This is a genomic window from Bacillus sp. FSL K6-0993 (genome assembly GCF_037977205.1).
GTDB lineage: Bacteria > Bacillota > Bacilli > Bacillales > Bacillaceae > Bacillus > Bacillus subtilis.
This window is the reverse complement of record NZ_CP150275.1, coordinates 318,799-343,083: the sequence shown is the minus strand read 5'-3', so window position 1 is coordinate 343,083 and position 24,285 is coordinate 318,799. Positions and strand designations below refer to the sequence as shown.

23 protein-coding genes are annotated in these 24,285 nt (G+C 45.7%); 7 read left to right on the top strand and 16 right to left on the bottom strand.

What is annotated here, in order from left to right:
- Window positions 1–10: 10 nt before the first annotated feature.
- The gene (ffoR, locus tag MHH79_RS01855; RefSeq protein WP_015482773.1) at window positions 11–1,021 is read right to left on the bottom strand and encodes a ferredoxin--NADP(+) reductase; all 1,011 of its coding nucleotides are present in this window, start codon (window positions 1,019–1,021) and stop codon (window positions 11–13) included.
- A 165-nt stretch (window positions 1,022–1,186) separates the two neighbouring features.
- On the opposite strand from ffoR, the gene MHH79_RS01850 reads away from it, so the two are divergent.
- The 3 genes from MHH79_RS01850 (at window position 1,187) to MHH79_RS01840 (ending at window position 3,888) form a co-directional block, all read left to right on the top strand.
- Complete coding sequence (locus MHH79_RS01850) at window positions 1,187–2,041, top strand: alpha/beta hydrolase (protein ID WP_309529883.1); 855 nt, start codon at window positions 1,187–1,189, stop codon at window positions 2,039–2,041.
- Window positions 2,042–2,141: 100 nt separating this feature from the next.
- Window positions 2,142–3,026: a permease gene (locus MHH79_RS01845; protein ID WP_080467379.1), complete on the top strand. Its 885-nt coding sequence runs from the start codon at window positions 2,142–2,144 to the stop codon at window positions 3,024–3,026.
- 4 nt (window positions 3,027–3,030) lie between these two features.
- Window positions 3,031–3,888: a TIGR03943 family protein gene (locus tag MHH79_RS01840; protein ID WP_340034951.1), complete on the top strand. Its 858-nt coding sequence runs from the start codon at window positions 3,031–3,033 to the stop codon at window positions 3,886–3,888.
- Window positions 3,889–3,924: 36 nt separating this feature from the next.
- Here the strand turns inward: MHH79_RS01840 and putR are convergent, their stop codons facing one another.
- The 7 genes from putR to MHH79_RS01805 all read right to left on the bottom strand — a co-directional run bounded on the left by putR (window position 3,925) and on the right by MHH79_RS01805 (window position 12,391).
- The gene (putR, locus tag MHH79_RS01835) at window positions 3,925–5,160 is read right to left on the bottom strand and encodes a proline utilization transcriptional regulator PutR (RefSeq protein ID WP_015382716.1); all 1,236 of its coding nucleotides are present in this window, start codon (window positions 5,158–5,160) and stop codon (window positions 3,925–3,927) included.
- A 152-nt stretch (window positions 5,161–5,312) separates the two neighbouring features.
- Window positions 5,313–6,734, bottom strand: coding sequence for a sodium/proline symporter PutP (gene putP, locus MHH79_RS01830; RefSeq protein ID WP_234398237.1), 1,422 nt, complete (start codon window positions 6,732–6,734; stop codon window positions 5,313–5,315).
- A 123-nt stretch (window positions 6,735–6,857) separates the two neighbouring features.
- Window positions 6,858–8,405 (bottom strand): L-glutamate gamma-semialdehyde dehydrogenase, encoded by a 1,548-nt coding sequence (gene pruA, locus MHH79_RS01825; RefSeq protein ID WP_340034949.1) that lies wholly within the window; start codon window positions 8,403–8,405, stop codon window positions 6,858–6,860.
- Between the two features lie 16 nt (window positions 8,406–8,421).
- Complete coding sequence (gene putB, locus MHH79_RS01820; protein WP_309530326.1) at window positions 8,422–9,333, bottom strand: proline dehydrogenase PutB; 912 nt, start codon at window positions 9,331–9,333, stop codon at window positions 8,422–8,424.
- Between the two features lie 189 nt (window positions 9,334–9,522).
- Complete coding sequence (locus tag MHH79_RS01815; protein ID WP_047183530.1) at window positions 9,523–10,305, bottom strand: nucleotidyltransferase domain-containing protein; 783 nt, start codon at window positions 10,303–10,305, stop codon at window positions 9,523–9,525.
- Window positions 10,306–10,388: 83 nt separating this feature from the next.
- Window positions 10,389–11,345 (bottom strand): cephalosporin C deacetylase, encoded by a 957-nt coding sequence (gene cah / locus MHH79_RS01810; RefSeq protein ID WP_015382711.1) that lies wholly within the window; start codon window positions 11,343–11,345, stop codon window positions 10,389–10,391.
- A gap of 71 nt (window positions 11,346–11,416) precedes the next feature.
- Entirely contained in the window at window positions 11,417–12,391 is a 975-nt protein-coding gene (locus MHH79_RS01805; RefSeq protein ID WP_232567244.1) for a LysR family transcriptional regulator, read from the bottom strand.
- Window positions 12,392–12,466: 75 nt separating this feature from the next.
- On the opposite strand from MHH79_RS01805, the gene MHH79_RS01800 reads away from it, so the two are divergent.
- On the top strand, window positions 12,467–13,270 hold the full coding sequence (locus MHH79_RS01800; protein ID WP_340035145.1) for a class I SAM-dependent methyltransferase: 804 nt from the start codon (window positions 12,467–12,469) through the stop codon (window positions 13,268–13,270).
- Between the two features lie 27 nt (window positions 13,271–13,297).
- On the opposite strand, the gene MHH79_RS01795 is transcribed toward MHH79_RS01800, so the two are convergent.
- Window positions 13,298–13,858 (bottom strand): shikimate kinase, encoded by a 561-nt coding sequence (locus tag MHH79_RS01795; RefSeq protein ID WP_340034944.1) that lies wholly within the window; start codon window positions 13,856–13,858, stop codon window positions 13,298–13,300.
- A 277-nt stretch (window positions 13,859–14,135) separates the two neighbouring features.
- Here MHH79_RS01795 and tmrB point away from each other — a divergent pair, with 277 nt between their 5' ends.
- On the top strand, window positions 14,136–14,729 hold the full coding sequence (gene tmrB / locus MHH79_RS01790; protein ID WP_129092852.1) for a tunicamycin resistance ATP-binding TmrB: 594 nt from the start codon (window positions 14,136–14,138) through the stop codon (window positions 14,727–14,729).
- 49 nt (window positions 14,730–14,778) lie between these two features.
- On the opposite strand, the gene nadE is transcribed toward tmrB, so the two are convergent.
- A complete protein-coding gene (gene nadE / locus MHH79_RS01785) occupies window positions 14,779–15,597 on the bottom strand; it encodes an ammonia-dependent NAD(+) synthetase (protein ID WP_003246440.1) in 819 nt (272 codons plus the stop codon).
- 129 nt (window positions 15,598–15,726) lie between these two features.
- Window positions 15,727–16,323, bottom strand: coding sequence for a DUF1989 domain-containing protein (locus MHH79_RS01780; protein WP_003246345.1), 597 nt, complete (start codon window positions 16,321–16,323; stop codon window positions 15,727–15,729).
- 129 nt (window positions 16,324–16,452) lie between these two features.
- Here MHH79_RS01780 and MHH79_RS01775 point away from each other — a divergent pair, with 129 nt between their 5' ends.
- The gene (locus MHH79_RS01775) at window positions 16,453–17,793 is read left to right on the top strand and encodes an amino acid permease (protein WP_340034943.1); all 1,341 of its coding nucleotides are present in this window, start codon (window positions 16,453–16,455) and stop codon (window positions 17,791–17,793) included.
- A 1-nt stretch (window position 17,794) separates the two neighbouring features.
- On the opposite strand, the gene MHH79_RS01770 is transcribed toward MHH79_RS01775, so the two are convergent.
- The 3 genes from MHH79_RS01770 to MHH79_RS01760 all read right to left on the bottom strand — a co-directional run bounded on the left by MHH79_RS01770 (window position 17,795) and on the right by MHH79_RS01760 (window position 19,793).
- Window positions 17,795–18,556: a YqcI/YcgG family protein gene (locus tag MHH79_RS01770; protein ID WP_340034942.1), complete on the bottom strand. Its 762-nt coding sequence runs from the start codon at window positions 18,554–18,556 to the stop codon at window positions 17,795–17,797.
- A gap of 69 nt (window positions 18,557–18,625) precedes the next feature.
- On the bottom strand, window positions 18,626–19,255 hold the full coding sequence (locus MHH79_RS01765; protein WP_003246469.1) for a LysE family translocator: 630 nt from the start codon (window positions 19,253–19,255) through the stop codon (window positions 18,626–18,628).
- A 73-nt stretch (window positions 19,256–19,328) separates the two neighbouring features.
- On the bottom strand, window positions 19,329–19,793 hold the full coding sequence (locus tag MHH79_RS01760; RefSeq protein WP_003246360.1) for a MarR family transcriptional regulator: 465 nt from the start codon (window positions 19,791–19,793) through the stop codon (window positions 19,329–19,331).
- 112 nt (window positions 19,794–19,905) lie between these two features.
- On the opposite strand from MHH79_RS01760, the gene bmr3 reads away from it, so the two are divergent.
- Window positions 19,906–21,444, top strand: a complete 1,539-nt coding sequence (bmr3, locus tag MHH79_RS01755; RefSeq protein WP_003234681.1) for a multidrug efflux MFS transporter Bmr3 — start codon at window positions 19,906–19,908, stop codon at window positions 21,442–21,444.
- A 44-nt stretch (window positions 21,445–21,488) separates the two neighbouring features.
- Here the strand turns inward: bmr3 and MHH79_RS01750 are convergent, their stop codons facing one another.
- Window positions 21,489–23,114, bottom strand: a complete 1,626-nt coding sequence (locus MHH79_RS01750; RefSeq protein ID WP_038427334.1) for an L-lactate permease — start codon at window positions 23,112–23,114, stop codon at window positions 21,489–21,491.
- Window positions 23,115–23,145: 31 nt separating this feature from the next.
- The gene (locus MHH79_RS01745) at window positions 23,146–24,111 is read right to left on the bottom strand and encodes an L-lactate dehydrogenase (protein ID WP_047182046.1); all 966 of its coding nucleotides are present in this window, start codon (window positions 24,109–24,111) and stop codon (window positions 23,146–23,148) included.
- Window positions 24,112–24,285 lie beyond the last annotated feature (174 nt).

Below are 24,285 nucleotides of genomic sequence, written 5' to 3'. Positions count from 1 at the left end.
AAGGGCTGTTTTATTTATGTACCAATTTTTTATGATGGGTTGAATACATCGCCATATTCTCAGCCTTAGGATCCAAATAAGCCTTAGCGCTGTTGACTGCTGTCGGGCCTTCAGTAAAGCCGCCGGCAATTAATCTCAGCTTGCTTTCATAAAAAGCCGCGTCGCCCGCCACAAAAACGCCCGGAAGATTCGTTCGCATATGTCTGTCGGCTTTCACCCTGCCTTCTTCAATCTCCAGCCCCCACTCCATCATCGGCCCGAGATCAATTTTGAAACCATGATTAATGATCAGCTCATCAACCTCTATATCTTCCCTTTGGCCTGATTCAGTATGACAAATCGTCACGCTTTTGATGCGCTCTTCATCGCCGCTCAGCTGCTCCAGACAATAAGGAGTAAGCACCCGCACCGATGATTGTTTCATTTTCGTCACGCTGCTTTCCATTCCTCCGAATTCCTCGCGGCGATGAACGACAGTCACAGACGCCGCAAGCGGTTCAAGCTCATTAGCCCAATCAACCGCAGTATCTCCGCCGCCTGATATCACCACGCGCTTATCTTTAAACGCATCGAGCTTCTCCACTCCATAATGAAGATTTTTGCCCGCATATCGGGCCGCATCCTCGCTGTCAAACTCATTGACCTCAAGCGTACCCATGCCGCAAGCCAAAATCACAGTTCTTGTATAGTGCTTTTCCCCTTCAGAACCCGTCAGTACAATGGTGCCGTCATCCAGGCGTTCAAACCCGGTCACACGCTGATTCAATACGATATCAGGATCAAACGTTGCCGCCTGCTCCTTCAGCTGCTCGATCAGCTGCTTTCCCGCAATCCCCGGTATGCCGCCGATATCGCGAATGATTTTCTCAGGAAAGAATAAAGACACCTTCCCTCCGAGCTTCGGCAAAAATTCGATTACCTTTGTTTTCAGCTCCCTCATCCCGCAGTAAAAAGCAGTAAACAGCCCAATCGGCCCCCCGCCTATAATCGTAACGTCATATACCTCTTGATTCTCAGCCATGCGTCCTGCCTCCCGTTCGTTCACATCTATATCAAAATTTTAATTGAGAATGAATATCAGTACAAAGTATATCATATTTCAAGGGCCTTTGTTTATTCATTTCTTCTACCTTGTGGTCAATTGCTGAAAACTCTATAATAGGCAAAAAACAAATGGGTGAAACAGATGAAAAGACGAGTCGAAACGATCACCTTCTATGGCCGTACACTAGAATATTCTGTGACAGGCAAGGGAACCCCAATCCTTGTCATGCATGGCGGGCATTCAAATTGTTACGAGGAATTCGGATACACAGCGTTGATTTTGCAAGGGTATTCCATCATTACGCCTTCAAGGCCCGGCTATGGACGAACGTCAAAAGAAATTGGAAAAAGTCTTGCCAACGCCTGCCGTTTCTATGTGAAATTATTAGATCATCTACAAATCGATAGTGTCCATGTGATCGCCATCTCAGCAGGAGGGCCGAGCGGCATATGCTTTGCCTCACATTATCCGGAAAGAGTAAATACATTGACCCTGCAATCCGCGGTCACCAAAGAGTGGCTCACTCCAAAAAACACTGAATATAAATTGGGGAGAATTCTCTTCCGCCCGCCGGTGGAAAAGTGGATATGGAAGCTGATTTCTTCTTTGAATAACGCTTTCCCGCGTTTGATGTTTCAAGCTATGAGCCCCCAATTCAGCACCATTCCGTTTCAGCGAATCAAGTCCTTGATGGATGAAAAAGACATAGAAGCATTTCGGAAAATGAACAGCCGGCAGCGCTCGGGTGAAGGATTTCTGCTTGACTTGTCACAAACCGCCGCTGTCTCTTCAAAAGAGCTGCAAGCCATCATATGTCCCGTGCTGATTATGCAAAGTGTTTATGATGGATTGGTTGACTTGTCACATGCACATCATGCAAAAGAGCACATTCGTGGCGCTTCTCTCTGTTTGCTTCACTCATGGGGGCATCTGATTTGGCTCGGAAAAGAAGCTGCAGAAACAGACAGTATCCTCCTCGGCTTTTTGGAAACCTAACCAAAGTGAAACGATCCTTTCCCCTCCTCCGTCAAACAAGCAGTGCCTTTTTTTTCTGGTATCATAAGAAAGGCAGCTTAACATGAGCGGAGGTTTTATTGTGACAGCACAATCATCTTTTCTTCAGCTGAATTCTATTTTTATCAGCATTTTAATAGAAGCCATTCCGTTTATTCTGATTGGCGTCATACTTTCCGGAATCATTCAAATGTTTGTTTCTGAAGAAATGATTGCAAGAATCATGCCGAAAAACCGTTTTCTCGCCGTTTTATTCGGTGCGCTGGCCGGCGTTTTATTTCCCGCCTGCGAATGCGGCATCATCCCGATTACGAGGCGGCTTCTGTTAAAGGGAGTTCCTCTGCATGCGGGCGTTGCTTTCATGCTGACCGCGCCTATCATTAATCCTATCGTTTTATTTTCTACTTATATTGCGTTCGGGAATAGATGGAGCGTTGTCTTTTACAGAGGCGGACTGGCTCTCGCCGTCTCGCTGATCATCGGGATCATCTTATCCTATCAATTTAAGGATAACCAGCTTTTAAAGCCTGATGAACCCGGGCACCATCATCATCATCACGGCACCTTGCTCCAAAAACTGGGCGGGACCTTGCGGCATGCCATTGATGAATTTTTCTCCGTGGGAAAATATTTAATCATCGGCGCCTTTATCGCAGCCGCTATGCAGACGTATGTCAAAACATCCACTTTGCTTGCGATCGGGCAGAATGATGTATCCTCTTCCCTCGTGATGATGGGACTGGCGTTTGTCTTGTCGCTTTGTTCAGAGGTCGATGCGTTCATCGCGTCTTCCTTCAGCAGCACATTTTCATTAGGCTCGTTAATCGCCTTTCTCGTCTTTGGTGCGATGGTGGATATTAAGAATCTATTGATGATGCTTGCGGCCTTCAAAAAACGATTTGTTTTCCTGCTGATTACGTACATTGTCGTGATTGTCTTAGCGGGATCACTACTGGTAAAGGGGTGATTGGATGTTTCGTCTATTGGTGCTGATGGGATTTACGTTTTTCTTTTATCATCTGCATGCCTCAGGAAATCTAACAAAATATATCAATATGAAATATGCCTATCTTTCCTTTATTGCGATCTTCCTGCTGGCCATTCTGACAGTCGTTCAAGCATATCTATTTATCAAGTCGCCTGAAAAAGGCGGGCATCACCATGACCATGATTGCGGGTGCTGCCATGATCACGAGCATGACCATGAACAAAACAAGCCATTTTATCAGCGTTATTTGATTTATGTTGTTTTTATTTTCCCTTTAGTGTCAGGCATCTTCTTCCCGATTGCGACGCTTGACTCATCCATTGTTAAAACAAAAGGGTTCTCGTTTAAGGCGATGGAGAGCGGAGATCACTACTCCCAAACACAGTATTTGCGTCCTGATGCCAGCCTGTATTACGCGCAAGACAGCTATGACAAACAAATGAAACAGCTGTTTAATAAGTATTCCAGCAAAAAAGAGATTTCTCTGACCGATGACGATTTCCTAAAAGGAATGGAAACCATCTATAACTATCCGGGTGAATTTCTCGGACGGACGATAGAATTCCATGGATTTGCTTACAAAGGAAACGCAATTAACAAAAATCAGCTGTTCGTATTAAGGTTTGGCATCATTCACTGTATCGCTGATTCCGGCGTGTACGGGATGCTTGTGGAATTTCCGAAGGACATGGACATCAAGGATGATGAATGGATTCACATTAAGGGCACTCTGGCCTCAGAATATTACCAGCCATTTAAGTCAACTCTCCCTGTCGTCAAAGTAACTGACTGGAATACCATAAAAAAACCTGATGATCCGTATGTTTACAGAGGATTTTAAGTGAAGACGAAACCAGTACAAGTACTGGTTTCTTTTTTATTTCTTTTTCATCAGCATCAAATCGAGATAGAGCTGGCACCGCGTTCTGAAATCGCTTAAATCGATCGACGTCATCTCAGTAATCTGTTTGATGCGGTAATTCAATGTATTTTGGTGAATAAACAGCTGTTCTGCCGCTGGTTTTGTTTTGCAGTTGTTGAGGAGATAGATTTCCAAGGTTTTGAGCAGCTCAGTGCTGCTTTCTTCGTCTTTCGCTTTTAATAAAGCTAAATCTTTATTCTCGTATTCTAAAAATTCATTTTTCTGTTCGATGCTTTCTAAATAGCGGTAAATGCCGAGTTTGGCATATTCATATGGAATGTTTTCCTGATTGCCGGTGATTTCTGCGGCTTTGATGACTTCAAGTGCTTCTGTGTAACTCTTGCCAAGTTTTAATAGGTGATTATATTCGTTTCCGATACCGATATAAATAGGGGTAGGTATTTTTTGAAAGTGAAAATGTGTTAACAGCTTGTTAATAAACTCAGAAGCTGCTGAGGAGACGGAGCTTTTTTGGGAAAAACTCGCTACGACGATGACAATATTTGATTCGATCGTTAAGACATGACTGACCTTATCCCGTAAATTCAGGTACGACCTGATATTTTCCTTTAGATCCTCAACCGCTTCCCCATCCCCATTTGCGGCGTGCAGGATAACAACTGAAAACATGGAAGGCAGCACGGTGTTGATCCTTTCAGCTTCCCGTCTGAGTTCCTTCTCAGAGGTAAATTGCTGATAGATCGCCCGTTTGATGAGATTCTCTGCTTTTTCTTCCTTTTCCTGTTTCAATTTATTCGTTTTATAAATGATTTTCCCGACATGGAAGGAGGTCTCGTACAAAAAGTCGAGCTCTTCATCCGTCAGATTTTGGTCCAGCTCCTGTATCCAGATGTAGCCCATGACTTCCCCTTTGTGCTTTGCACTCACGACCACCCTCTGGTTTAACCCGATGCTTTCAATTTTATTGACGCGAAAAGGCTCAGGCTCTGTTTTCAATTTTTCAATAATTCCGTCCTTCAGAAACCTCTCAAAAATCTGGACCGGACACTTTTTCGAAAAAATAGTCTGCTGGTTGGCAGAATCAAAATGGTTAATATAGTAAGAATTATAGGCTAACAAAAAGAAATCCGCGCTTTCCAGTATCACTGGCTTTTGCAGTTCATAGCTAATAAAATCAATCAGCTTATCAACATCTGAAAATGAAAAAACTCTCTCTAAAAGCTCTTCCATACCTTTTTCTCCTATACTTTTTTTACTTTAATCATATCCATACGGGGTCTTTTTGTATAGAAAAAAATACGTTTGTTTCCAAAAGAAAAAAATGGCCGCTTAAAAGGAGAAAAGAGGAAAAAGGGACAGCCCCTTCCTCCTCCTTTCGATCTCTATTGTGACATTGTATCTTGGTAGTCGTTGAACTGGTCTGTGACAGCTTGTGACGGAGCCTGCGTCAATATGCTGACAAAAAAGACAGATAATAGACTCGCAGCAAAACCAGGTATCATTTCATACAGAAAGTCCGAAAGACCGGCATTCGCCCAAATGATTACAGTCGCTGCTCCCACAATCATGCCGGCGAGTGCCCCCCATTTGGTCATTCGTTTCCAAAACAGACTGAGCAGTACAACCGGCCCGAATGATGCACCGAAGCCCGCCCACGCGTAGCTGACCAATCCAAGGATGGTGTTATTTTTCTCCCAAGCCAGAACCAACGCGACAATTGAAACAGCCAGAACAGCCAGTCGGCCTAAAAACACCAGTTCTTTATCTGAAGCTGAGCGTCTGAACATCGACTTATACAAATCTTCTACCAGAGAGCTTGATGTCACAAGCAGCTGAGAAGAAATGGTACTCATAATCGCAGCCAAAATCGCTGAAATCAGAAAACCCGTGATAATCGGATGGAACAAGATATTCCCTAACTGAATAAAAATCGTCTCAGGGTCCTTCAGTGTCATGCCCCGCTGATGGTAATAAGCGATTCCGCCCAAACCGGTCAGCACTGCGCCTACTGCAGACAAAATCATCCAGCCCATCCCGATTCTGCGCGCTCTTTTGATCTCTTTGACAGACGTGATCGCCATAAAACGCACAATAATATGCGGCTGGCCAAAGTATCCCAGCCCCCAGGCAAACAAAGAAATAATGCCAAGGACGCTCGTTCCTTTGAAAATATTAAACATATCAGGGTCTACAGAGCGGATTTCAGCAACTGTATCACCTGCTCCTCCTGTGTGGAAAAACGTAACGATCGGCACAAGAATGAGTGCGGCAAACATAATGATCCCCTGAACAAAATCTGTCCAGCTGACTGCCAAAAAGCCGCCAAACAGGGTATATGCCACAACAACACCCGTCACAATCCACAGGCCGGTGTGATAATCCATCCCCAAGATGCTGTTGAATAAGACGCCGCCGGACACCATTCCGGACGATACATAAAACGTGAAAAAGACTAAAATGACAATTCCCGAAAACAGTCTGAGAAGCTTTGTTTGATCTCCGAAGCGATTCTCCAGGAATCCGGGAATTGTAATTGAATTCCCCGCTTTTTCAGTATAGGTTCTCAGCCGCGGCGCAACGTAGAGCCAGTTCGCCCATGCTCCAAGGCAAAGTCCGAACACAATCCAAACTCCGCTCAGACCTGTTGAAAACATGGCGCCCGGGAGCCCCATTAGCAGCCAGCCGCTCATATCGGCAGCGCCGGCACTGAGAGCGGTTACTGCCGGACCCAAAGAGCGACCTCCCAGCATGTAATCCGTCAGATTCGACGTACGCTTATAAGCAAAGTAGCCGATCAGCAGCATTCCCGCCATATAAATACAAATCGAAATAATCAGCTGTGTGTTTTCTATGGCACTTCCTCCTCTTTTTTATAGTATATGGATGAAATGGACACCCCCGCAGGGAGGATGCCCATTTAGTCCCGCTTAGAACATTTCACTGATTGTTTTTGCTTGCATATGCAGAGCCAAGTAATCCGGCCCGCCTGCTTTTGAATCCGTTCCCGACATTTTGAAGCCGCCAAACGGATGGTAGCCGACGATAGCACCTGTACAGTTGCGGTTGAAGTATAGGTTTCCGACATGGAATTCCTGTTTCGCACGCTCGATGTGCTTGCGGTTGTTTGTGATAACCGCGCCTGTCAAACCATATTCAGTATTGTTTGCCACTTCTAAAGCTTCATCAAAGTCTGACACTTTACAAAATGCAACGACAGGTCCGAAAATTTCTTCCTGCATGAGTCTTGCTTTCGGATCAAGGTCAGCGAAGATCGTCGGTTTGATGAAGTATCCTTTCGAATCATCACCAGTACCGCCGCTTACTAAACGCCCTTCCTGTTTTCCGATCTCAATATAGCTCATAATTTTATCATAAGAACCTTGGTCAATGACAGGTCCCATATAAACATCTGCACTGTCAGGTTTAGCTGTTACTTTTGATTCCGTAATTTCAATGACACGCTCTAATACTTGATCATACACTTTTTCATGAACAACTGCACGTGAACCTGCAGAGCATTTTTGTCCCGCAAAGCCGAATGCTGAAGTAAAGATCGATTGAGCCGCTAATTCAATGTCCGCATCCTCATCAACAACAACCGTATCTTTACCGCCCATTTCAGCGATGACACGCTTTAAATGCTGCTGGCCCGGCTGAACCTTCGCCGCGCGTTCGAAAATTCTCGTACCAACTTCTCTTGATCCCGTAAATGTGATAAGGCTTGTTTTCGGATGGTCAACAAGATAGTCGCCTACTTCCGCTCCGCTTCCCGGAACAAAGTTGACTACGCCTTTTGGCAATCCGGACTCTTCAAGCACCTCAACAAATTTTGCTGCAATAACAGGTGTAGCACTCGCAGGTTTCAGAACCACTGTGTTTCCAGTAACGATCGGCGCCACTGTTGTGCCTGCCATGATCGCAAACAAGAAGTTCCAAGGCGGGATCACGACTGTCACTCCAGTCGGCGTGTATACATATTGGTTTTTCTCGCCTTCACGGCTGTTGACCGGTTTGCCTTTTGCCAGTTCGATCATTTGGCGTGCATAATACTCCATGAAGTCGATCGCTTCAGCCGTATCGGCATCCGCCTCGTTCCATGGCTTTCCTGCTTCTTTCACAAGCAAAGCTGAGAATTCATGTTTTCTTCTGCGGATTTTGGCAGCAGCGCGGAACAGGACAGCCGCTCTCTCTTCAGGAGACGTGTATCTCCACTCTTCAAATGCTTTTGCAGCCGCTTGAATCGCTTGCTCAGCGTGCTCTTGAGACGCTTTTGACACTCGGCCGACGACTTCTTCTTTATCAGCCGGGTTGATTGAAACGATTTTCGCTTCCGTTTCCACTCTCTCGCCGTTAATGACAAGCGGATAGTCTTTTCCTAAATATTCGCTTACTGTCGCAAGCGCTTTTTTAAACGCTTCCACGTTGTTTTGATCTTGGAAATTTGTGAATGGCTCGTGTTTGTAAGGTGTTGTCATGATAATCTCTCCTTTTTTACTTCTTTGTCATTCCTTTGAAAGCAAATGCAATGTTTGACGGACGTTCTGCAAGGCGTCTCATAAAGTAGCCGTACCAATCCTCGCCGTATGGCAGGTAGACTCTCATGTTATAACCTTCTTTTACGAGGCTGAGCTGGGTTTGCGACCGCATGCCGTACAGCATCTGAAATTCAAACTTGTCATGGGCAATGCCATGTTCCTTGGCAAGCTGCTTTGTAAAGTCGATCATTTTGTCGTCATGTGTGGCAATCGCTGTATAGCGACCGTTTAAGAGCTGCTTTCGGATGATTTTTTTGTAATTTTCATCGACATCGCTTTTCTCCGGGAAAGCTACTTTTTCTGATTCTTTATAAGCTCCTTTTACAAGGCGAAGGAACGGGTTTAAAGAATCCAAATCGTCAATGTCTTTTTCCGTCCGGTACAGATAGGCTTGCAGCACTGTGCTCACATGCTCGTATTTCTTTCTGAAATCTTTGAAAATATCAAGCGTTTTCTGGCACCTGACTTCGTCCTCCATGTCAATGGTGACCATGATTTTATGTTTCTCGGCCGTCTGAAGGATTTTTGTCATATTTTCATACACCAAATCCATATCTATATCCAAACCTAAAGACGTCATTTTTAAAGAAACGTGTGAGTTCAGCTCCTGATCCGCGATGGTCGCAATGGTTTGAATGCACTCTTCCGTACGCTCCCGTGCGACCTCGGCGCTGTTCACGAACTCGCCTAAATGATCGACAGTAACTGACAGGCCTTGGCTGTTAAGCTGTCGAATGGTCGGGATTGAACTGTTAAAGTCATTCCCGCCGATAATTTTACCCGCTGCTACCCGGCTTCCCCAGTTCCTCGCCATTTTATTGAGAAAGCCGCTTTTGGATAAAAATAAGAAAAAATCTCTTGTGATCACTTCCAACCTCAACACCCCGCAATCTAAGAAGTATTTGTATGAGTTTATTGTAAATGGACAAAACCGGCGTTCACAATATTCTCAAAATACAAAGATTCTGATTATTTTTGTGGATTTGCCACAATCAGATAGTTAGAAAGTCGGGGGGGATTCTGTCGAATAAAGGAGAAAAGGAAGCGACAAAAAACATCAGCTTCCTCCATCCTTCCACACTTCTTCAACCGTATTCAAAAGTAAACGGTTCAACTCAGGTGTCATATCTTTTTTCTCTGCCTTCAGTTCTTTTGCCGCTTCCATGATTCTTTCGATTTCCGTTTCAATGAATTGGTGAATAACATCGATTCTTGCTTCGAGGTCAAGCTCTTCTCCTCTTCTTTTCCGTTCAAGCAAAGTTTCCATTTCAGCCTTCAGCTCGGGTTCAGCAATAAGTTCATTCATCAAAACAGTAAAGTCCATTGGCGGAATGGTTCCGTGCTTTTCAATCCATTGGCAGGCCAAAATAGGCCGAAGAACGTAGAAGTACTTTTTAATTTTGACCTCTTGTCCTTGTAGATAATCCTTGACGTTCCTTCTCGCCATATTGATATAGTGATACACGCTTGCTTCAGGCTTAAATGCCTCCGTGCGCAGTTTTCTTAACTGCTCTGCGGTCGTAAATGCTTCGTAATACACAATGTCTGAGGACAGCCATTCAAGGAGCGGCGGGTTTGATTTTTTGAAGAGCCGCAGCGTCTTTCTCAGCTCCCAGCCGCTGATATCCAGTAAATCGTGAATCGGTTCCTCAATCACATCCCGCTCCTGCTCAATTGAAAAATACCACTCCTTTTTCGGCACATAAATAAAGCGGACGTCGTAATCACTATCCTGCGAGGGAAATCCCCATGCGCGGCTTCCTGACTCGACGGCATACACGATTTTGACTCCGTATGACTGCTCGATCCGTTTTAATTCATCAATGATTCTTTGTTTCATATCTATTCGTCTCCAGTCTGTTCTCATTCCGGCAGTTTGCAGAAAAAAACCGCCTGATGATATGCGGCGGCTTTTCACATTTATCAGCCTTTAAGATGCTGCTTAAAAAAAGCAAGTTTTTCCGTTTGAAAAGCAGGGATATACTCATGTCCGAAGTAGCGGTACACCTTCAGCTCTTTCTCTGTTTCCAAATGATTGTAGGCGGCAAACACGGTGGACGGCGGCGTGACCTTGTCAATCAGGCCGATTGACATCAGGACAGGCACCTTCACTCGGTCAGCGAGATTCATAATATCGAAATATGAAAGTGTCTTCATCGCCTGCACTTCTGTTTCCGGGCTGCCATTTCTTCTGAAGAAGGAATTGATTTCAAGGTACGGCTGTTCAAGCGCCACATCAATGGCCCGTTCGAAGTTGCTTAAATAAGGATAATCGGCAACCGCGGCTTTTGGAATGTCTGACAGCGCTGCTGCGGCAATGGTTAAACCTCCGCCTTGGCTTCCTCCTGTCACACCAATCCTTGTTTCATCAACCTCGTCGAAGCTGCTGATGACCTCAAGCGCGCGGACGGCGTCCAAATAAACACCGCGGTAATAGTATGTATCTTTATCCAGAATTCCTTTCGTCATCCAGCCCAAAGCGTGACCGTGCGGTGAAATACTCGTATCCTCGCTGCTCTGCTGGCCGCGGACAAGCATGCCGAATGCGGCGTAGCCATGGAGTGCCCAGTTTACCATTTCATGAATCTCACCATCATAGCTTGCATTGTAGCCATGATATTTCACGATCGCCGGATGCGGGCCTTCCTTGTCAGGCACCGCGTACCATCCGGTAATGCGGGCGTTTTCGAAGCTTTTATATGTGAGACGGTACACTTTTACTCCGTCAGCAGGATAGTCAACCGGCTGTAAATCAGGTTCTGCTTGGACTTTTGCAAGTTCCTCCAAAGACAATTTCCAAAACTCAGAAAAATCTTTCGGTGCTGTTTTTTCAGGCTTATATGTTTGCAATTGGTCGAGCGGCAGATCGAATAGTTGCATTTCCGATTATTCCCCTTTGTTTTATAAGATTTAGTTTGTATTCCTATACTACCACGTTTCGGCTTTGTTTTCTAAATATTTTCATCTTTGTTTCCCAGACAGCCTTCATCAAACGTTTGTTTAAGACTTTCCCGGCTTAGTTCCATAAAGGCCCGGGCGGTCAGACTGACATAGCGGTTCTTTAAAAAGACGAAGACGAGGGTTCGTGATGGCGCGGATTGAATCGATAAATAGATCACACCCGGATCTTTATCCCTTCTGACCATATTCGGTGCCATTGTCACACCTAATCCGTTAGCCACAAGAGATTGGGCGGTTTCAATATGGCTTGTCTTAAAGGCGGCATTCGGCTTAAAGCCGCTTTCCGCACAGAGATCGAGAACTGTCCTGCGAAAGCCGAAGCCTTCTTTTAACAGAATAAATGGCACGTTCCTTACCATGTCAAGCGGCACACACGGCTGGCGGCCCTCATCTTCTTCCAGCGCTTTCTCAATCAGCGCGACCATTTCCGGCGGCATCCACCTTTGTTTTTCCTTCGGTACTGCGAGAACAATCGGTTCCGTGAGCAAGGGTATAATGGAGAGCCGTTCATCCTCGATCGGCAAGGATAAAACAGAAAGGTCAACTTCTCCCTTTGCCGTCATCTCCTCTAATGAAACCGGATCTTTTTCAACAAGCTGAACCTCCACATGAGGATAGCGCGCCAAAAACTGCTTCAGCAGCGGAGGAAAGAGATATCTCCCTGTTACAGCAGGAATCCCGATGGATAATTTATGACCGATTCCCTGTGATCGCTCCTGCATTTCCCGAAGCAAATCATCTCTGGAACGAATGATGTCCTCGGCTTTTTCAATGAAACGCCTGCCGTGAGGTGTCAGTGTAACAGAGCCATGAGATCTGTGAAAAAGGGTAAGCCCCAGCTCAGCCTCAAGCTTTTTGATTTGCTGGCTGAGAGACGGCTGTGCGATATGAAGATGTTCCGCCGCCTTTGTAAAGCTTTGGCGCCGGGCAATTTCCGCTGCATATTCCATCACTTTAATATCCATTTCAGCCCCCATAGGTTGAACCTATCGTTTTCATCATTTTTATATCTTGGACGAATCATAACAGAAATTGCTAACATAATCCATATCATCATTTACGAAAAGAAGGAGCTGGTTCAAATGACAAATGAAACACCGTTTTCTAAAAACGCCGAGATGTATCGGGATGAAAAGGTATTTGCCGAGGGGGAAGATTTGGGGTTGATGATCAAAACAGCGGAATGCCGTGCGGATCATCGGGTGCTGGATATCGGAGCGGGCGCCGGCCATACGGCCCTAGCATTTTCTCCTTATGTACAGGAGTGCATCGGTGTTGATGCGACGAAAGAGATGGTTGAGGTTGCGTCCTCCTTCGCGCAAGAAAAAGGAGTTGAAAACGTACGCTTTCAGCAAGGAACGGCAGAGTCACTCCCCTTCCCCGACGATTCATTTGACATCATCACCTGCCGATACGCAGCCCACCATTTTTCAGATGTCCGCAAAGCTGTCAGAGAGGTTGCACGCGTACTAAAACAGGACGGACGTTTTCTCTTAGTTGATCATTACGCGCCTGATGATCCCATTCTTGATGAGTTTGTCAATCATTTGAACCGGCTTCGAGACCCTTCCCATGTTCGAGAAAGCTCATTATCAGAATGGCAGTCGATGTTCAGCGCCAATCAACTGGCCTATCAAGATATCCAAAAGTGGAACTTGCCGATTCAATACGATAGCTGGATCAAACGAGGCGGAACCCCCGCTGACCGAGAAAAACAAATCATTGCCCACTTGAACCACGCATCAGACGAAGCACGCGACACGTTCTGTATTACATTGAACCAAAACGGACAGCCCATCTCCTTTTGTTTAAAAGCGATTTTGATACAAGGGATAAAACGATAAAAAAAGCCGTGCGCTGCGCACGGCTTTTTACATCGGCTGATAAAGATCCCAGCCAATTTTTAATGTCTCAACAATGTAATCGGCAACCTCTTCCGGGGAAAGGTTGTCTGTTGCCACTTTTGAATTGTGCTTGTCATAAATGACTTTTCTTTCGTTAAACAGCTGTTCCATTTCATCCATTGAACGGTTATGCAGTACAGGGCGGCTTTCGATCAATAAATCCGCGCGCTGCTTCCAGTTCTCCCATGACAGGTCCAGATGAAGCACGAGACAGTTTTCCAGACAGCAATTTCTGATTTCTTCTTGTTTAAAAGATCCCCCGCCCAGAGATACGATTTTGAATCGTTTATGATGGCAGATGTCTAAAATATATTCCTTCTCCGTTTTCCGGAAAAAGGCTTCTCCCTTTTTCTCAAATATCTCAGGAATTGACATATTGAAATCCTTTTCGATCTGTTGGTCAATATCAATAAAATCTCTATATAATTTTTTAGCGACCAATTGGCCGATTGTTGTTTTTCCTACACCCATGAATCCGATCAGGACGATATTTCTTTCTCTTACTGGGATGGCTCGTTTAGCGTTCATCTTCGGCGAAATCCTCCTAAGGAATGAAATTTTATATTCATTATATGCTTATTTAGCGAATATTTATATAGATACAGGCTTTACCGGTCAAGCTTATAGTGCGCTTTGTTGTTTATCCATTTTTGCCTGAATGACATTCATTGTACAACATTTCTGCCGGTATTTTAATACTTCGACGCAAAAAAGCGTTAAAACCTTCCGCCTTTATTGTTTTTCCAGCTGACTCTTCGATGGAAGGGTCTTTTTCTGTATGATAAATAGGAAGGGAGAAATGGCGATGATCATTTGGATAAACGGGGCATTCGGTTCCGGAAAAACACAAACAGCCTTCGAACTGCACAGAAGGCTGAACCCATCTTACGTGTATGATCCCGAGAAAATGGGTTTTGCGCTGCGCTCCATGGTGCCGCAGGAGATCGCAAAGGACGATTTTCAAAGCTATCCTTTATGGCGGGCGTTCAATTACAGTTTGCTAGCTTCTCTGACAGATACATACCGCGGCATCATTATTGTGCCTATGACGATTGTACATCCTGAATACTTCAATGAGATCATCGGCAGGCTCAGACATGAAGGCAGAATCGTTCACCACTTTACTCTAATGGCTTCAAAGGAAACCTTGTTAAAAAGGCTGCGCACCAGAGCAGAAGGAAAAAACTCATGGGCCGCCAAACAAATTGACCGCTGCGTTGAAGGTTTATCATCACCCATTTTTGAGGACCACATTCAAACAGACAACCTGTCGATTCAGGATGTGGCAGAGTACATTGCCGCGAGAGCCGAACTCCCATTAGATCCTGATACGAGAGGCAGCCTCCGAAGGTTCACCGACAGATTAATGGTAAAGCTGAATCATATCCGCATCAAATAAAGCTTCTGTACACGACAAAAGCCCGCTCCGAGAGCGGGCTTTCTTCAACTTATTTCCACCAGTCATCAAACATAGACGCCGGAACCTGGCGTTTATGTTCAGTCATGCTGTAGCGTTTTTCCAGCGCTTCTGATACTTTCGCAGATACTTCTTTTCCTTCGAGATAATCGTCAATCTCGTCGTAGGAAATGCCAAGCTCTGTTTCATCCGACTGCTGCGGTTTTTCGTCGAGCAGATCGGCAGTCGGTTCTTTTAAGTATAAGCGTTCCGGTGCACCCAGCTCTTTCAGCAGGGTTCTTCCCTGGCGCTTCGTCAAGCCTGTCAGCGGCAGGAGGTCTGCTCCGCCGTCACCGTACTTCGTAAAGAAACCAGTCACTGCTTCAGCAGCATGGTCTGTTCCTAACACAAGAAGGCCTTCCTGGCCGCCGATCGCGTATTGCGCGATCATTCTTGTTCTTGCTTTTACGTTTCCTTTATTAAAGTCTGTCAGCTGATCGCCTGTTTCCTGCTGATACTGATCAGAAAAAGCGCTGACTGTCGATTTAATATCAAACTTCCATGATTTATCCGGCTTAATAAACTTCAAAGCAAGCTGGGCATCGTCTTCATCCTGCTGTGTGCCATGCGGAAGACGGACAGCGATAAATTGAGCGTCTCCGCCCTCCTCGCGAATGCTCTCCACCGCAAGCTGAGCGAGTCTTCCCGCAAGTGTTGAATCCTGGCCGCCGCTGATTCCCAATACAAAGCCTTTAGCACCGGTTTTCTTTACATATTGTTTTAAAAAATTGACTCGGTCCTCAATTTCTTGCTTTGGATCAATTGAGGGCTTCACATGTAACTCACGCATAATCTTTTCCTGCATGCTCATCCCAATCATTCCTCCTGTACATTTTCCCTTGTTACTAATCATTTCCCCAAATCAATGAAAATGAATCATGACTGTTATGTATCCCTATTAAATATAGCACAGGTCTTCATTCACAGTGAACAAGAGAGATCAGCTGACTTCAACCCGTATGGATGTCACACTGTCGCCATTGCATTTCCCTTTTTCAATCGGGCAGGAAGAAAACGCGACAATTAAATCCATCTCCGCCCTGAGCCTTACATAATCTCCGGCATTCGAAAGCGGCGTTTCCACAGACAGATTCCCTTTCTCATCAAGGACAGTATTCATAAAAATCGCAAATGGGTAATGCATGTGAGGCTTCGGTACGCCAAACTGCTCAAGCGCACGGTTCATATTGTCATAGCACGTATCCTGAAACTCATCCTTTTGCTTCCCATATAAGAGCCTGTTCATATCAGGACGGCAGGCGGGCAGCAGCAGATCATGCTTGCCGACCGTATCTTCAATCAGGGTTAACATCGGCTTATACAGGTTGGAGTAGAGATGGTCGTTGACCTTCACATGAATGGAGTGATTGGCGTCTATCGTCGCTCCCTGATCAAGGTGTTCATAAAAATCCTTGGCATGGTATGCGACAAAATCAGCCACCTGCTGCCCTTCTACATCAACCACCTTTAAAATCTGCCCCTTTTTCAGCTTCAGCCCCAGCCCTTTTTTCGGCTCCACAATATATTGCTGTGTCATTGGTTTGCTCCTTTTTTCATTAGTATGAGCGTCCGCTTCCTTCTCCATGTAAAAAGAGGCAAAAATCCGATGTATATAAGCTTCGGACAGATCACAATCTAACCTTAGATAAAAGGGGTTGAATAAATAATGAGCCAAACAAAAAAAGACCAGCCAAAAGGGAATCTGGCTTGGTGGCAGCTGTCACTGATCGGAGTCGGCTGCACGATTGGAACAGGCTTTTTTCTCGGTTCCAGCATCGCAATTGTAAAAAGCGGTTTTTCCGTTCTCCTTTCATTTCTGATCGCAGGGATCGGTACGTATTTTGTTTTTGAACAGCTCGCCAAGCTGTCGGCGAAGCAACCGGAAAAGGGCTCGTTTTGTGCGTATGCCCGAAAAGCATTCGGCAAATGGGCAGGCTTCAGCAACGGCTGGGTGTACTGGTCATCAGAAATGCTGATTACCGGAAGCCAGCTGACAGCCATTTCGCTCTTTACGAAGCATTGGTTTCCTCAAGTGCCGCTATGGGTGTTTGCCTCAATCTACGCAGTACTGGGGCTCCTTATTATTTTCACCGGCCTGTCCGTCTTTGAAAAAACAGAAAACGTGCTGGCAGTCATTAAAACAGCTGCTATTTTTATGTTTATTGTCATTGCCATCCTGGCTTTATGCGGTATCCTGTCCGGCGGAAATCATGGCATACATGTTCCAAATAAGACGAGTGAGTTTTTCCCATACGGCGCCATGGGGCTGTGGACAGGTTTAATCTACGCGTTTTACGCTTTTGGCGGAATTGAGGTCATGGGGCTGATGGCGGTTCACTTAAAAAAACCTGAGGAAGCGTCTAAATCAGGGAAACTGATGCTGGCAACGCTGGCGATTATTTATATCTTTTCAATCGGGCTTGCTCTGCTTTTGGTTCCGTTACACGCGTTTACTGAACAGGACAGTCCGTTCATTACGTCATTAAAAGGATATAACCTTGAGATCATCCTTGATATATTTAACGGGATTTTCATCATCGCCGGGTTCTCGACCCTTGTCGCTTCGCTTTTTGCCGTTACGACATTGCTTTGTACAATGGCTGATGACGGCGACGCGCCGAAATGCTTTACTCTAAAGGAAGGCAAAAAAATATGCTGGCCGGCACTTGGGCTGACGTTTGCGGGGCTTGTCCTCTCCATTATTCTGTCATTAGTGCTGCCTAAAAACATTTATGAGCATATGACAACAGCTGCGGGGCTTATGCTTTTATACACTTGGCTGTTTATCCTGTTCTCCAGCAAAAAGCTGACTGATCCCGAGGGCATGGGAAAAACGCAAATTTATTTAGCGATGGTTCTGATTGCTGCGGCTGTGTCCGGTACATTGTTTGAAAAATCAAGCCGGCCCGGTTTTTTTGTCAGCATAGGTTTTCTCGTGATCATCGCCATCGTTACCTTGATCTATCAAAAAAAGCAGGGTCATAAAGATCGCCCTGCCAGTCCTTGATTTATTTCATTTTGTTGAACATGTTCTTTAAATAAGAAAACGGGCACTTCGATACCTGTTTTTCGTCATCACGGAGGAAATACTGCTTCCATTCACGATTATCCTTTCCTCCGTACCAGCCTAATTGCGGGTGAATCGGAGCCTGATCATAGGCCTCTAAACGAGATCGGATCAGCCTGCTCATGTTACGGCCAAATGCAGTTGATCCATTTAGGTCCTCAAACACCCACCTTGGCTGAAACGTGATCATAAAAAAAGGAAAGCTCCGGCTTCTTCTTGCCTCGTGCCCCGGTGTAGCGCACAGAATGAAATACGGCTCGCCGTCAAAACAAAACTCCCATTTATAATGCTCAGGATCGGCCGGAATGTCTTCCGGCCATTCTTTTTCGTCTTGATGACTCAGTCTATTTAAAAAGCGCCAAAACAGCTCTTCATACGCTTCAATCGAATAATGCTCCGCCAAATCTTCCGGTGTATCAAACAACACAACGAGGGATGCGTATTTTCCCGTGTCCCGCGATATCTTGCCGTACTCCGCAAGCAACGGAGCCAGTTCCTCCGCTGTACGGTTTTCCCGCGGATCTCCGGCAAAAGCAATCCGAAGCTGATCAGTCAGAAACGCCTGGCGTCCGGGAATGCACGGAAACGTATCCGCGTCGTCCCCCAGAGTTTCTGCCAGCAGCTCAAAAGCGATTCTTTGCCATTCAGGAAGCTCTTCCTGAATACGTTCCAGAAAACTTTTGGTGTAAATCCCATTCACCATTGATCCACCTCCAGTATCATCTGGATACTATATTAAAACTGGAAGCGGCAGGTGACTGTCCTTCATGAATCAGCCCAATAACTGTTTGATGCCCTGATAACCAAAGTAAAAGCCAAACACAAGGAGGGATACACCGGCGATTCCGGTCAATCCTCTCAATAGCTTTTCATGAAGCAGGTTTCTGAACGTACTGGCTGTGATAGCCATGCAGAAATCCCAGATTAAAATGCCGATCATGATGCCGGAGCTATAGATTAGAAGCTGATTCATATTGTAGGCCTCAGCTGTTTTCGCAAGAATGCTTCCGTAAATTCCAAGCCAAAAAAGGATGCTCAATGGGTTTGACAATGAAATGAGAAAACCCGATGCGAATGTTTTCCTGTATGACGGTTTCCCCCGCGAGCTTCGCACATCCATCGGTTCTCTGACGTTTTTCAGCGTTTCAATTCCGGTATAGGTCAGGACAAAAAAACCGAAGAGCCACAAAAACGTTTTCACAAATGGAGCAGTCAAGAACTGTGACAGCCCGAAATAGATAAAAAGCATGTACAGCCCATCCGCTGTCATGGCGCCTAAACCGAAAATCCATGCATGCCAAAAACCGTTTTTAATTCCTTTGTCTATTTGCGCCGCATTCACTGGCCCCACAGGCGCAGACAAGGACAGTCCCAGCACAATATAGCTCAAAAAAATGTTCACCGGCCCGTACTCCCTTCTCTTATGTAACTTGTACAATTTATTCGGGAACGGGCCAAGCTATGCACAAATTCACTTACTGTTTCAGACGTTCAAGCTCTTCCTCCATAATATCGGCGGCTTTGCCTACAAAACTGAAAATGAGTTCCAGCTCCTCTTCCGTATATTCGCGGCACAAATCCATCGTCGACTCAGACAGAGGACGGAACAAATCCTTTATATGTTTTTTCGAAGCAGTCAAAGGGACGATTACGACTCTCCTGCGATCGTTCGGGTCCTTTTCACGAGCCACATACCCCGCTTTTTCCAGCCGGTCAACAAGCGCCGTGACGGAACCCGTGCTGAGGCCGGTTTTTTTTCCCAGCTCTCCGGCCGTCATCGGCCCTGCTTCATTTAAAATGTCAGCTGATTTCAAATCGGTGGGAAACAGACCGAGAGCTTGAGCGGCTGCCTGATGAAACAGAACCGTTCTTGTGCCCAGTTTTCGAAAAAGCTGAACAGCAGTCTTTTCCAACTCACTTCTGGAATTTCTTGTTGACAACTGACAGTCCTCCCTATAAAATCGAATTTATCTTGATAATCGAGATATTCAACAATCAAACTATTATCATGATATCAGAACTTACATAGAAAAGTAAGAGGAGGTAGAACAAATGGACACAACAACAGCAAAACAGGCTTCCACCAAATTTGTGGTCCTCGGTCTCCTGCTGGGCATCTTGATGTCTGCAATGGACAATACGATTGTTGCCACCGCGATGGGCAATATCGTAGCCGATCTTGGAAGCTTCGATAAATTTGCCTGGGTGACGGCATCCTATATGGTGGCGGTTATGGCTGGCATGCCGATTTACGGCAAGCTTTCCGATATGTACGGCCGAAAACGGTTTTTCCTGTTTGGACTTATTTTTTTCTTAATCGGCTCGGCCTTATGCGGGATTGCCCAGACGATGAATCAGCTGATCATCTTCCGGGCCATTCAAGGGATAGGAGGCGGCGCGCTCCTGCCGATTGCCTTTACCATTATCTTTGATTTGTTTCCGCCGGAAAAACGCGGAAAAATGTCCGGCATGTTCGGTGCTGTATTTGGATTATCCAGTGTTCTTGGTCCGCTCTTAGGCGCGATCATAACAGATTCGATCAGCTGGCACTGGGTGTTTTACATCAATGTGCCGATCGGCGCATTGTCATTGTTTTTCATTATTCGCTACTACAAAGAATCTCTGGAGCACAGAAAGCAGAAAATAGACTGGGGCGGCGCAATTACCTTAGTCGTATCCATTGTATGCCTGATGTTCGCCCTTGAGCTTGGCGGCAAAACATACGATTGGAACTCCATTCAGATCATTGGGCTGTTTATTGTATTCGCCGTTTTCTTCATTGCCTTTTTTATTGTCGAGAGAAAAGCAGAAGAGCCGATTATTTCTTTCTGGATGTTTAAGAACCGCTTGTTTGCCACAGCGCAGATTCTCGCTTTTCTGTATGGCGGAACATTTATTATTTTAGCGGTATTTATTCCGATTTTCGTTCAGGCGGTCTACGGCAGCTCGGCGACAAGCGCGGGCTTCATTCTGACGCCGATGATGATTGGATCAGTCATCGGAAGCATGATCGGCGGAATCTTCCAAACGAAGGCAAGCTTCCGCAATTTGATGCTGATATCTGTTATAGCTTTCTTTATCGGCATGCTGCTTCTTTCCAATATGACGCCTGACACAGCACGGGTATGGCTGACAGTCTTTATGATGATTTCAGGCTTTGGTGTAGGCTTTAACTTCTCCCTGCTGCCGGCGGCATCGATGAATGATCTTGAACCTCGCTTTCGGGGAACGGCAAACTCTACAAATTCATTTTTGCGATCATTTGGCATGACCTTAGGCGTCACCATTTTCGGAACGGTGCAAACAAACGTATTCACGAACAAGCTGAGTGACGCCTTCAGCGGTATGAAAGGCTCAGCGGGATCAGGCGCTGCGCAAAATATTGGCGACCCGCAGGAGATATTCCAAGCGGGAACACGTTCCCAGATTCCTGATGCGATCCTGAATCGCATTATTGACGCGATGTCATCAAGTATTACGTATGTCTTTTTGCTCGCTTTGATTCCAATTGTCCTCGCGGCGGTTACCATTTTGTTTATGGGAAAAGCCAGAGTGAAAACAACAGCCGAAATGACAAAGAAAGCAAATTAACATAAAAAAAGCAGTACATGCTGGGCATGTACTGCTTTTTTCTATTACACTCCTAATCTTGCAAGAATAAACGTCCATATACAAATGATCAATAACAGAATCAGGCTGTACGCCACTGTCCTTTTAAACAGTTTAGATTCCTTGCCTGTTTGGCCAACCGCTGCGGCAGCGATGGCGATAGATTGAGGAGAAACAAGTTTCGCCATGACACCGCCCGCCGTATTTGCGGCTAACAGCAAGTCTGAACCCGCACCGATCTGCGCTCCGGTGACAACCTGCAAATGGCCAAACAAAGCGTTATTGCTAACAACAGAACCTGTGATAAACACGCCAATCCAGCCGAGAACAGGACTGACAAACGGGAACAGGTCTCCTGTTTTCGCCAATGCTAACCCAATTGAAGAGCTGAGCCCTGCGAAGTTGGCCAGATTGGCAAAGCCCATCACGAAGCAGATCGTCATAATCGGCACCCACAGCTCTTTTCCTGTCTCCTTCAGGGAAGCAAAGGCATCCCGGGAGGAGAACTTTTTGCTGAACAGCCCTGTCACGATGACCGCCGCTAAAATCGCTGTACCAGTCGCTGACAGCAGATCAACTTTAAAGACTGCATCTAACGGCATGGCAGATGGCGCGATCGGCGGCATTTTCATAATTTGCTGATGCAGAAAAGGCATTTTGAACAGGAGCGTTGATTGATATAACAGTCCGCCTTCTTGAAAAAGCGCTTTGAAGGCAGGAAGGCTCCAGATGGTGATCGCCGCAGTTAAAATGTAGAAAGGAGACCATGCTTTCGCAATATCAGCGGCACGGTATGCCTTTTTCTCACCAGCATCGCCGGCCCCTTCCTCGCGGTAAATCTCTTTCGGCTGCCATTTGCGGAGGAAGAGGGCAAGCCCGCCCATGCTGAATAGGGCCGCCAAAATGTTTGCTAATTCCGGCCCGAGCACCGCCATTGTCAGTGTCTGAACCGCTGTATACCCACCGCTCACAACCAGAAGAGCGGGCCATGTCTGTTTGATTCCTTTCATTCGGTCTAATAAGAATACAAGCAGGAATGGTATTAAAAATGAGATCATCGGCAGTGTCCACATCAATGTCCGTGACAGCTCAAGAGCAGACAAATCACCAATCTGCGCCCCTGTGATGACAGGAATCCCGATCGCCCCAAAGGCTCCGGAGGCGGCGTTTGCAATCAAGCAGAGCGCCGCCGCTTTTAACGGTTTAAAACCAAGTTCGACGAGCAGCGCCGCACTAATCGCAATCGGAACACCAAAACCGGCCGCGCCTTCTAAAAACGCGTTAAAACAAAAACCAATTAATAATAGCTGTAATCGTTGATCAGGCGAAATGCCGGCAATGCTGGACCGAATAATGGTAAATTTCCCGGTTTTCACTGCGATTTTATAAAGCCACACCGCCATCAGGACGATGTAGCCAATGGGCCACAGCCCGCTCCCAATTCCTAACAAAACAGAAGAAATCGCTTTTTCAACCGGCATATGAAATGCCAAAACGGAGACGAAGAAACTGACGGCTAGGGTAAGAAATGCCGCAAGAATTCCTTTCATTTTCAAAACAGTTAAAGCCAAAAGAAAAAAGAGAATCGGAGTGAGCGCCACAAGTGCGCTCACATACTCGTTTCCAAACGGATCATACAACTGCTCCCACATTGACAATCAGCCCTTTACTCTAAAGTTGCGGTTAGTTGACTTTTTGTTCTGCAAAATGAGGTTTTAAAATGTTTTTAAGGACACCGGCGCTGTGAAGGAACTGTTCTTTTTCTTTCTCATTTAAGTTCAGCTCAGTGATACCTGCGATCCCTCCGCGGTTCACGACAGCCGGCACACCGATGTACACGTCATCTGCACCGTATTGCCCGTCCAAATATGTGCTGACAGTTAATATGCTGTTTTCATTATGAAGAATGGCTTTTGTAATGCGAGCAAGACTCATCGCAACTCCATAATAAGTCGCGCCTTTTTTCTCAATGATATGGTAAGCTGCGTTTTTCACATCATCTACAATTTGGTCCAGCTCCTCTTGTTTGTACGCATCGTTTTTCTCAACGAGTTCACTGACCGGGACACCGCCGACATTCGCGCGGCTCCAAACAGGAAGCTCTGTGTCGCCGTGCTCTCCGATAATATGCGCGTGCACGTTTTGAGGCGCTGCGCCAAAGTATTCGCTCAGCATGAAACGGAATCTCGCAGAATCAAGTGTTGTGCCACTTCCGATCACCCGCTCTTTTGGCAGGCCGCTGAATTTCCATGTAGCGTAAGTCAGGATATCAACCGGATTTGTCGCGATTAAGAAAATGCCGTCAAATCCGCTCGCCATGACTTCACTGACGATGCCTTTGAAAATCTTCAAGTTCTTTTCTACTAATTCAAGGCGTGTCTCACCAGGTTTTTGGTTTGCTCCGGCGCAAATGCAGACAATATCAGCATCCTTGCAGTCTTCATATGTTCCGTAAGATGTTTTGACCGGTTGTGGCGCAAACGCCTTTCCGTGGTTTAAATCCATCACATCGCCCATTGCTTTTTCTTTATTTACATCAATGACCACAAGCTCATCTGTGATCCCTTGGTTAATTAACGCAAATGCATAACTGCTTCCAACAAAACCCGCTCCGATTAAAGCTACTTTATTTACATGTTTGTTCATCATTAATCATCCTTCCAGGGTATGTTTCTCTTTGATGTCTTTTTGTTTGTGAAGTATTTCACATTTATATTGTGCAACACTTCACAAACTTTTGCAAGGGAAAAGTTTTGTCTGATTTATGAACAAAAAAGAAACCATCATTGATGGTTTCTTTCGGTAAGTCCCGTCTAGCATTGC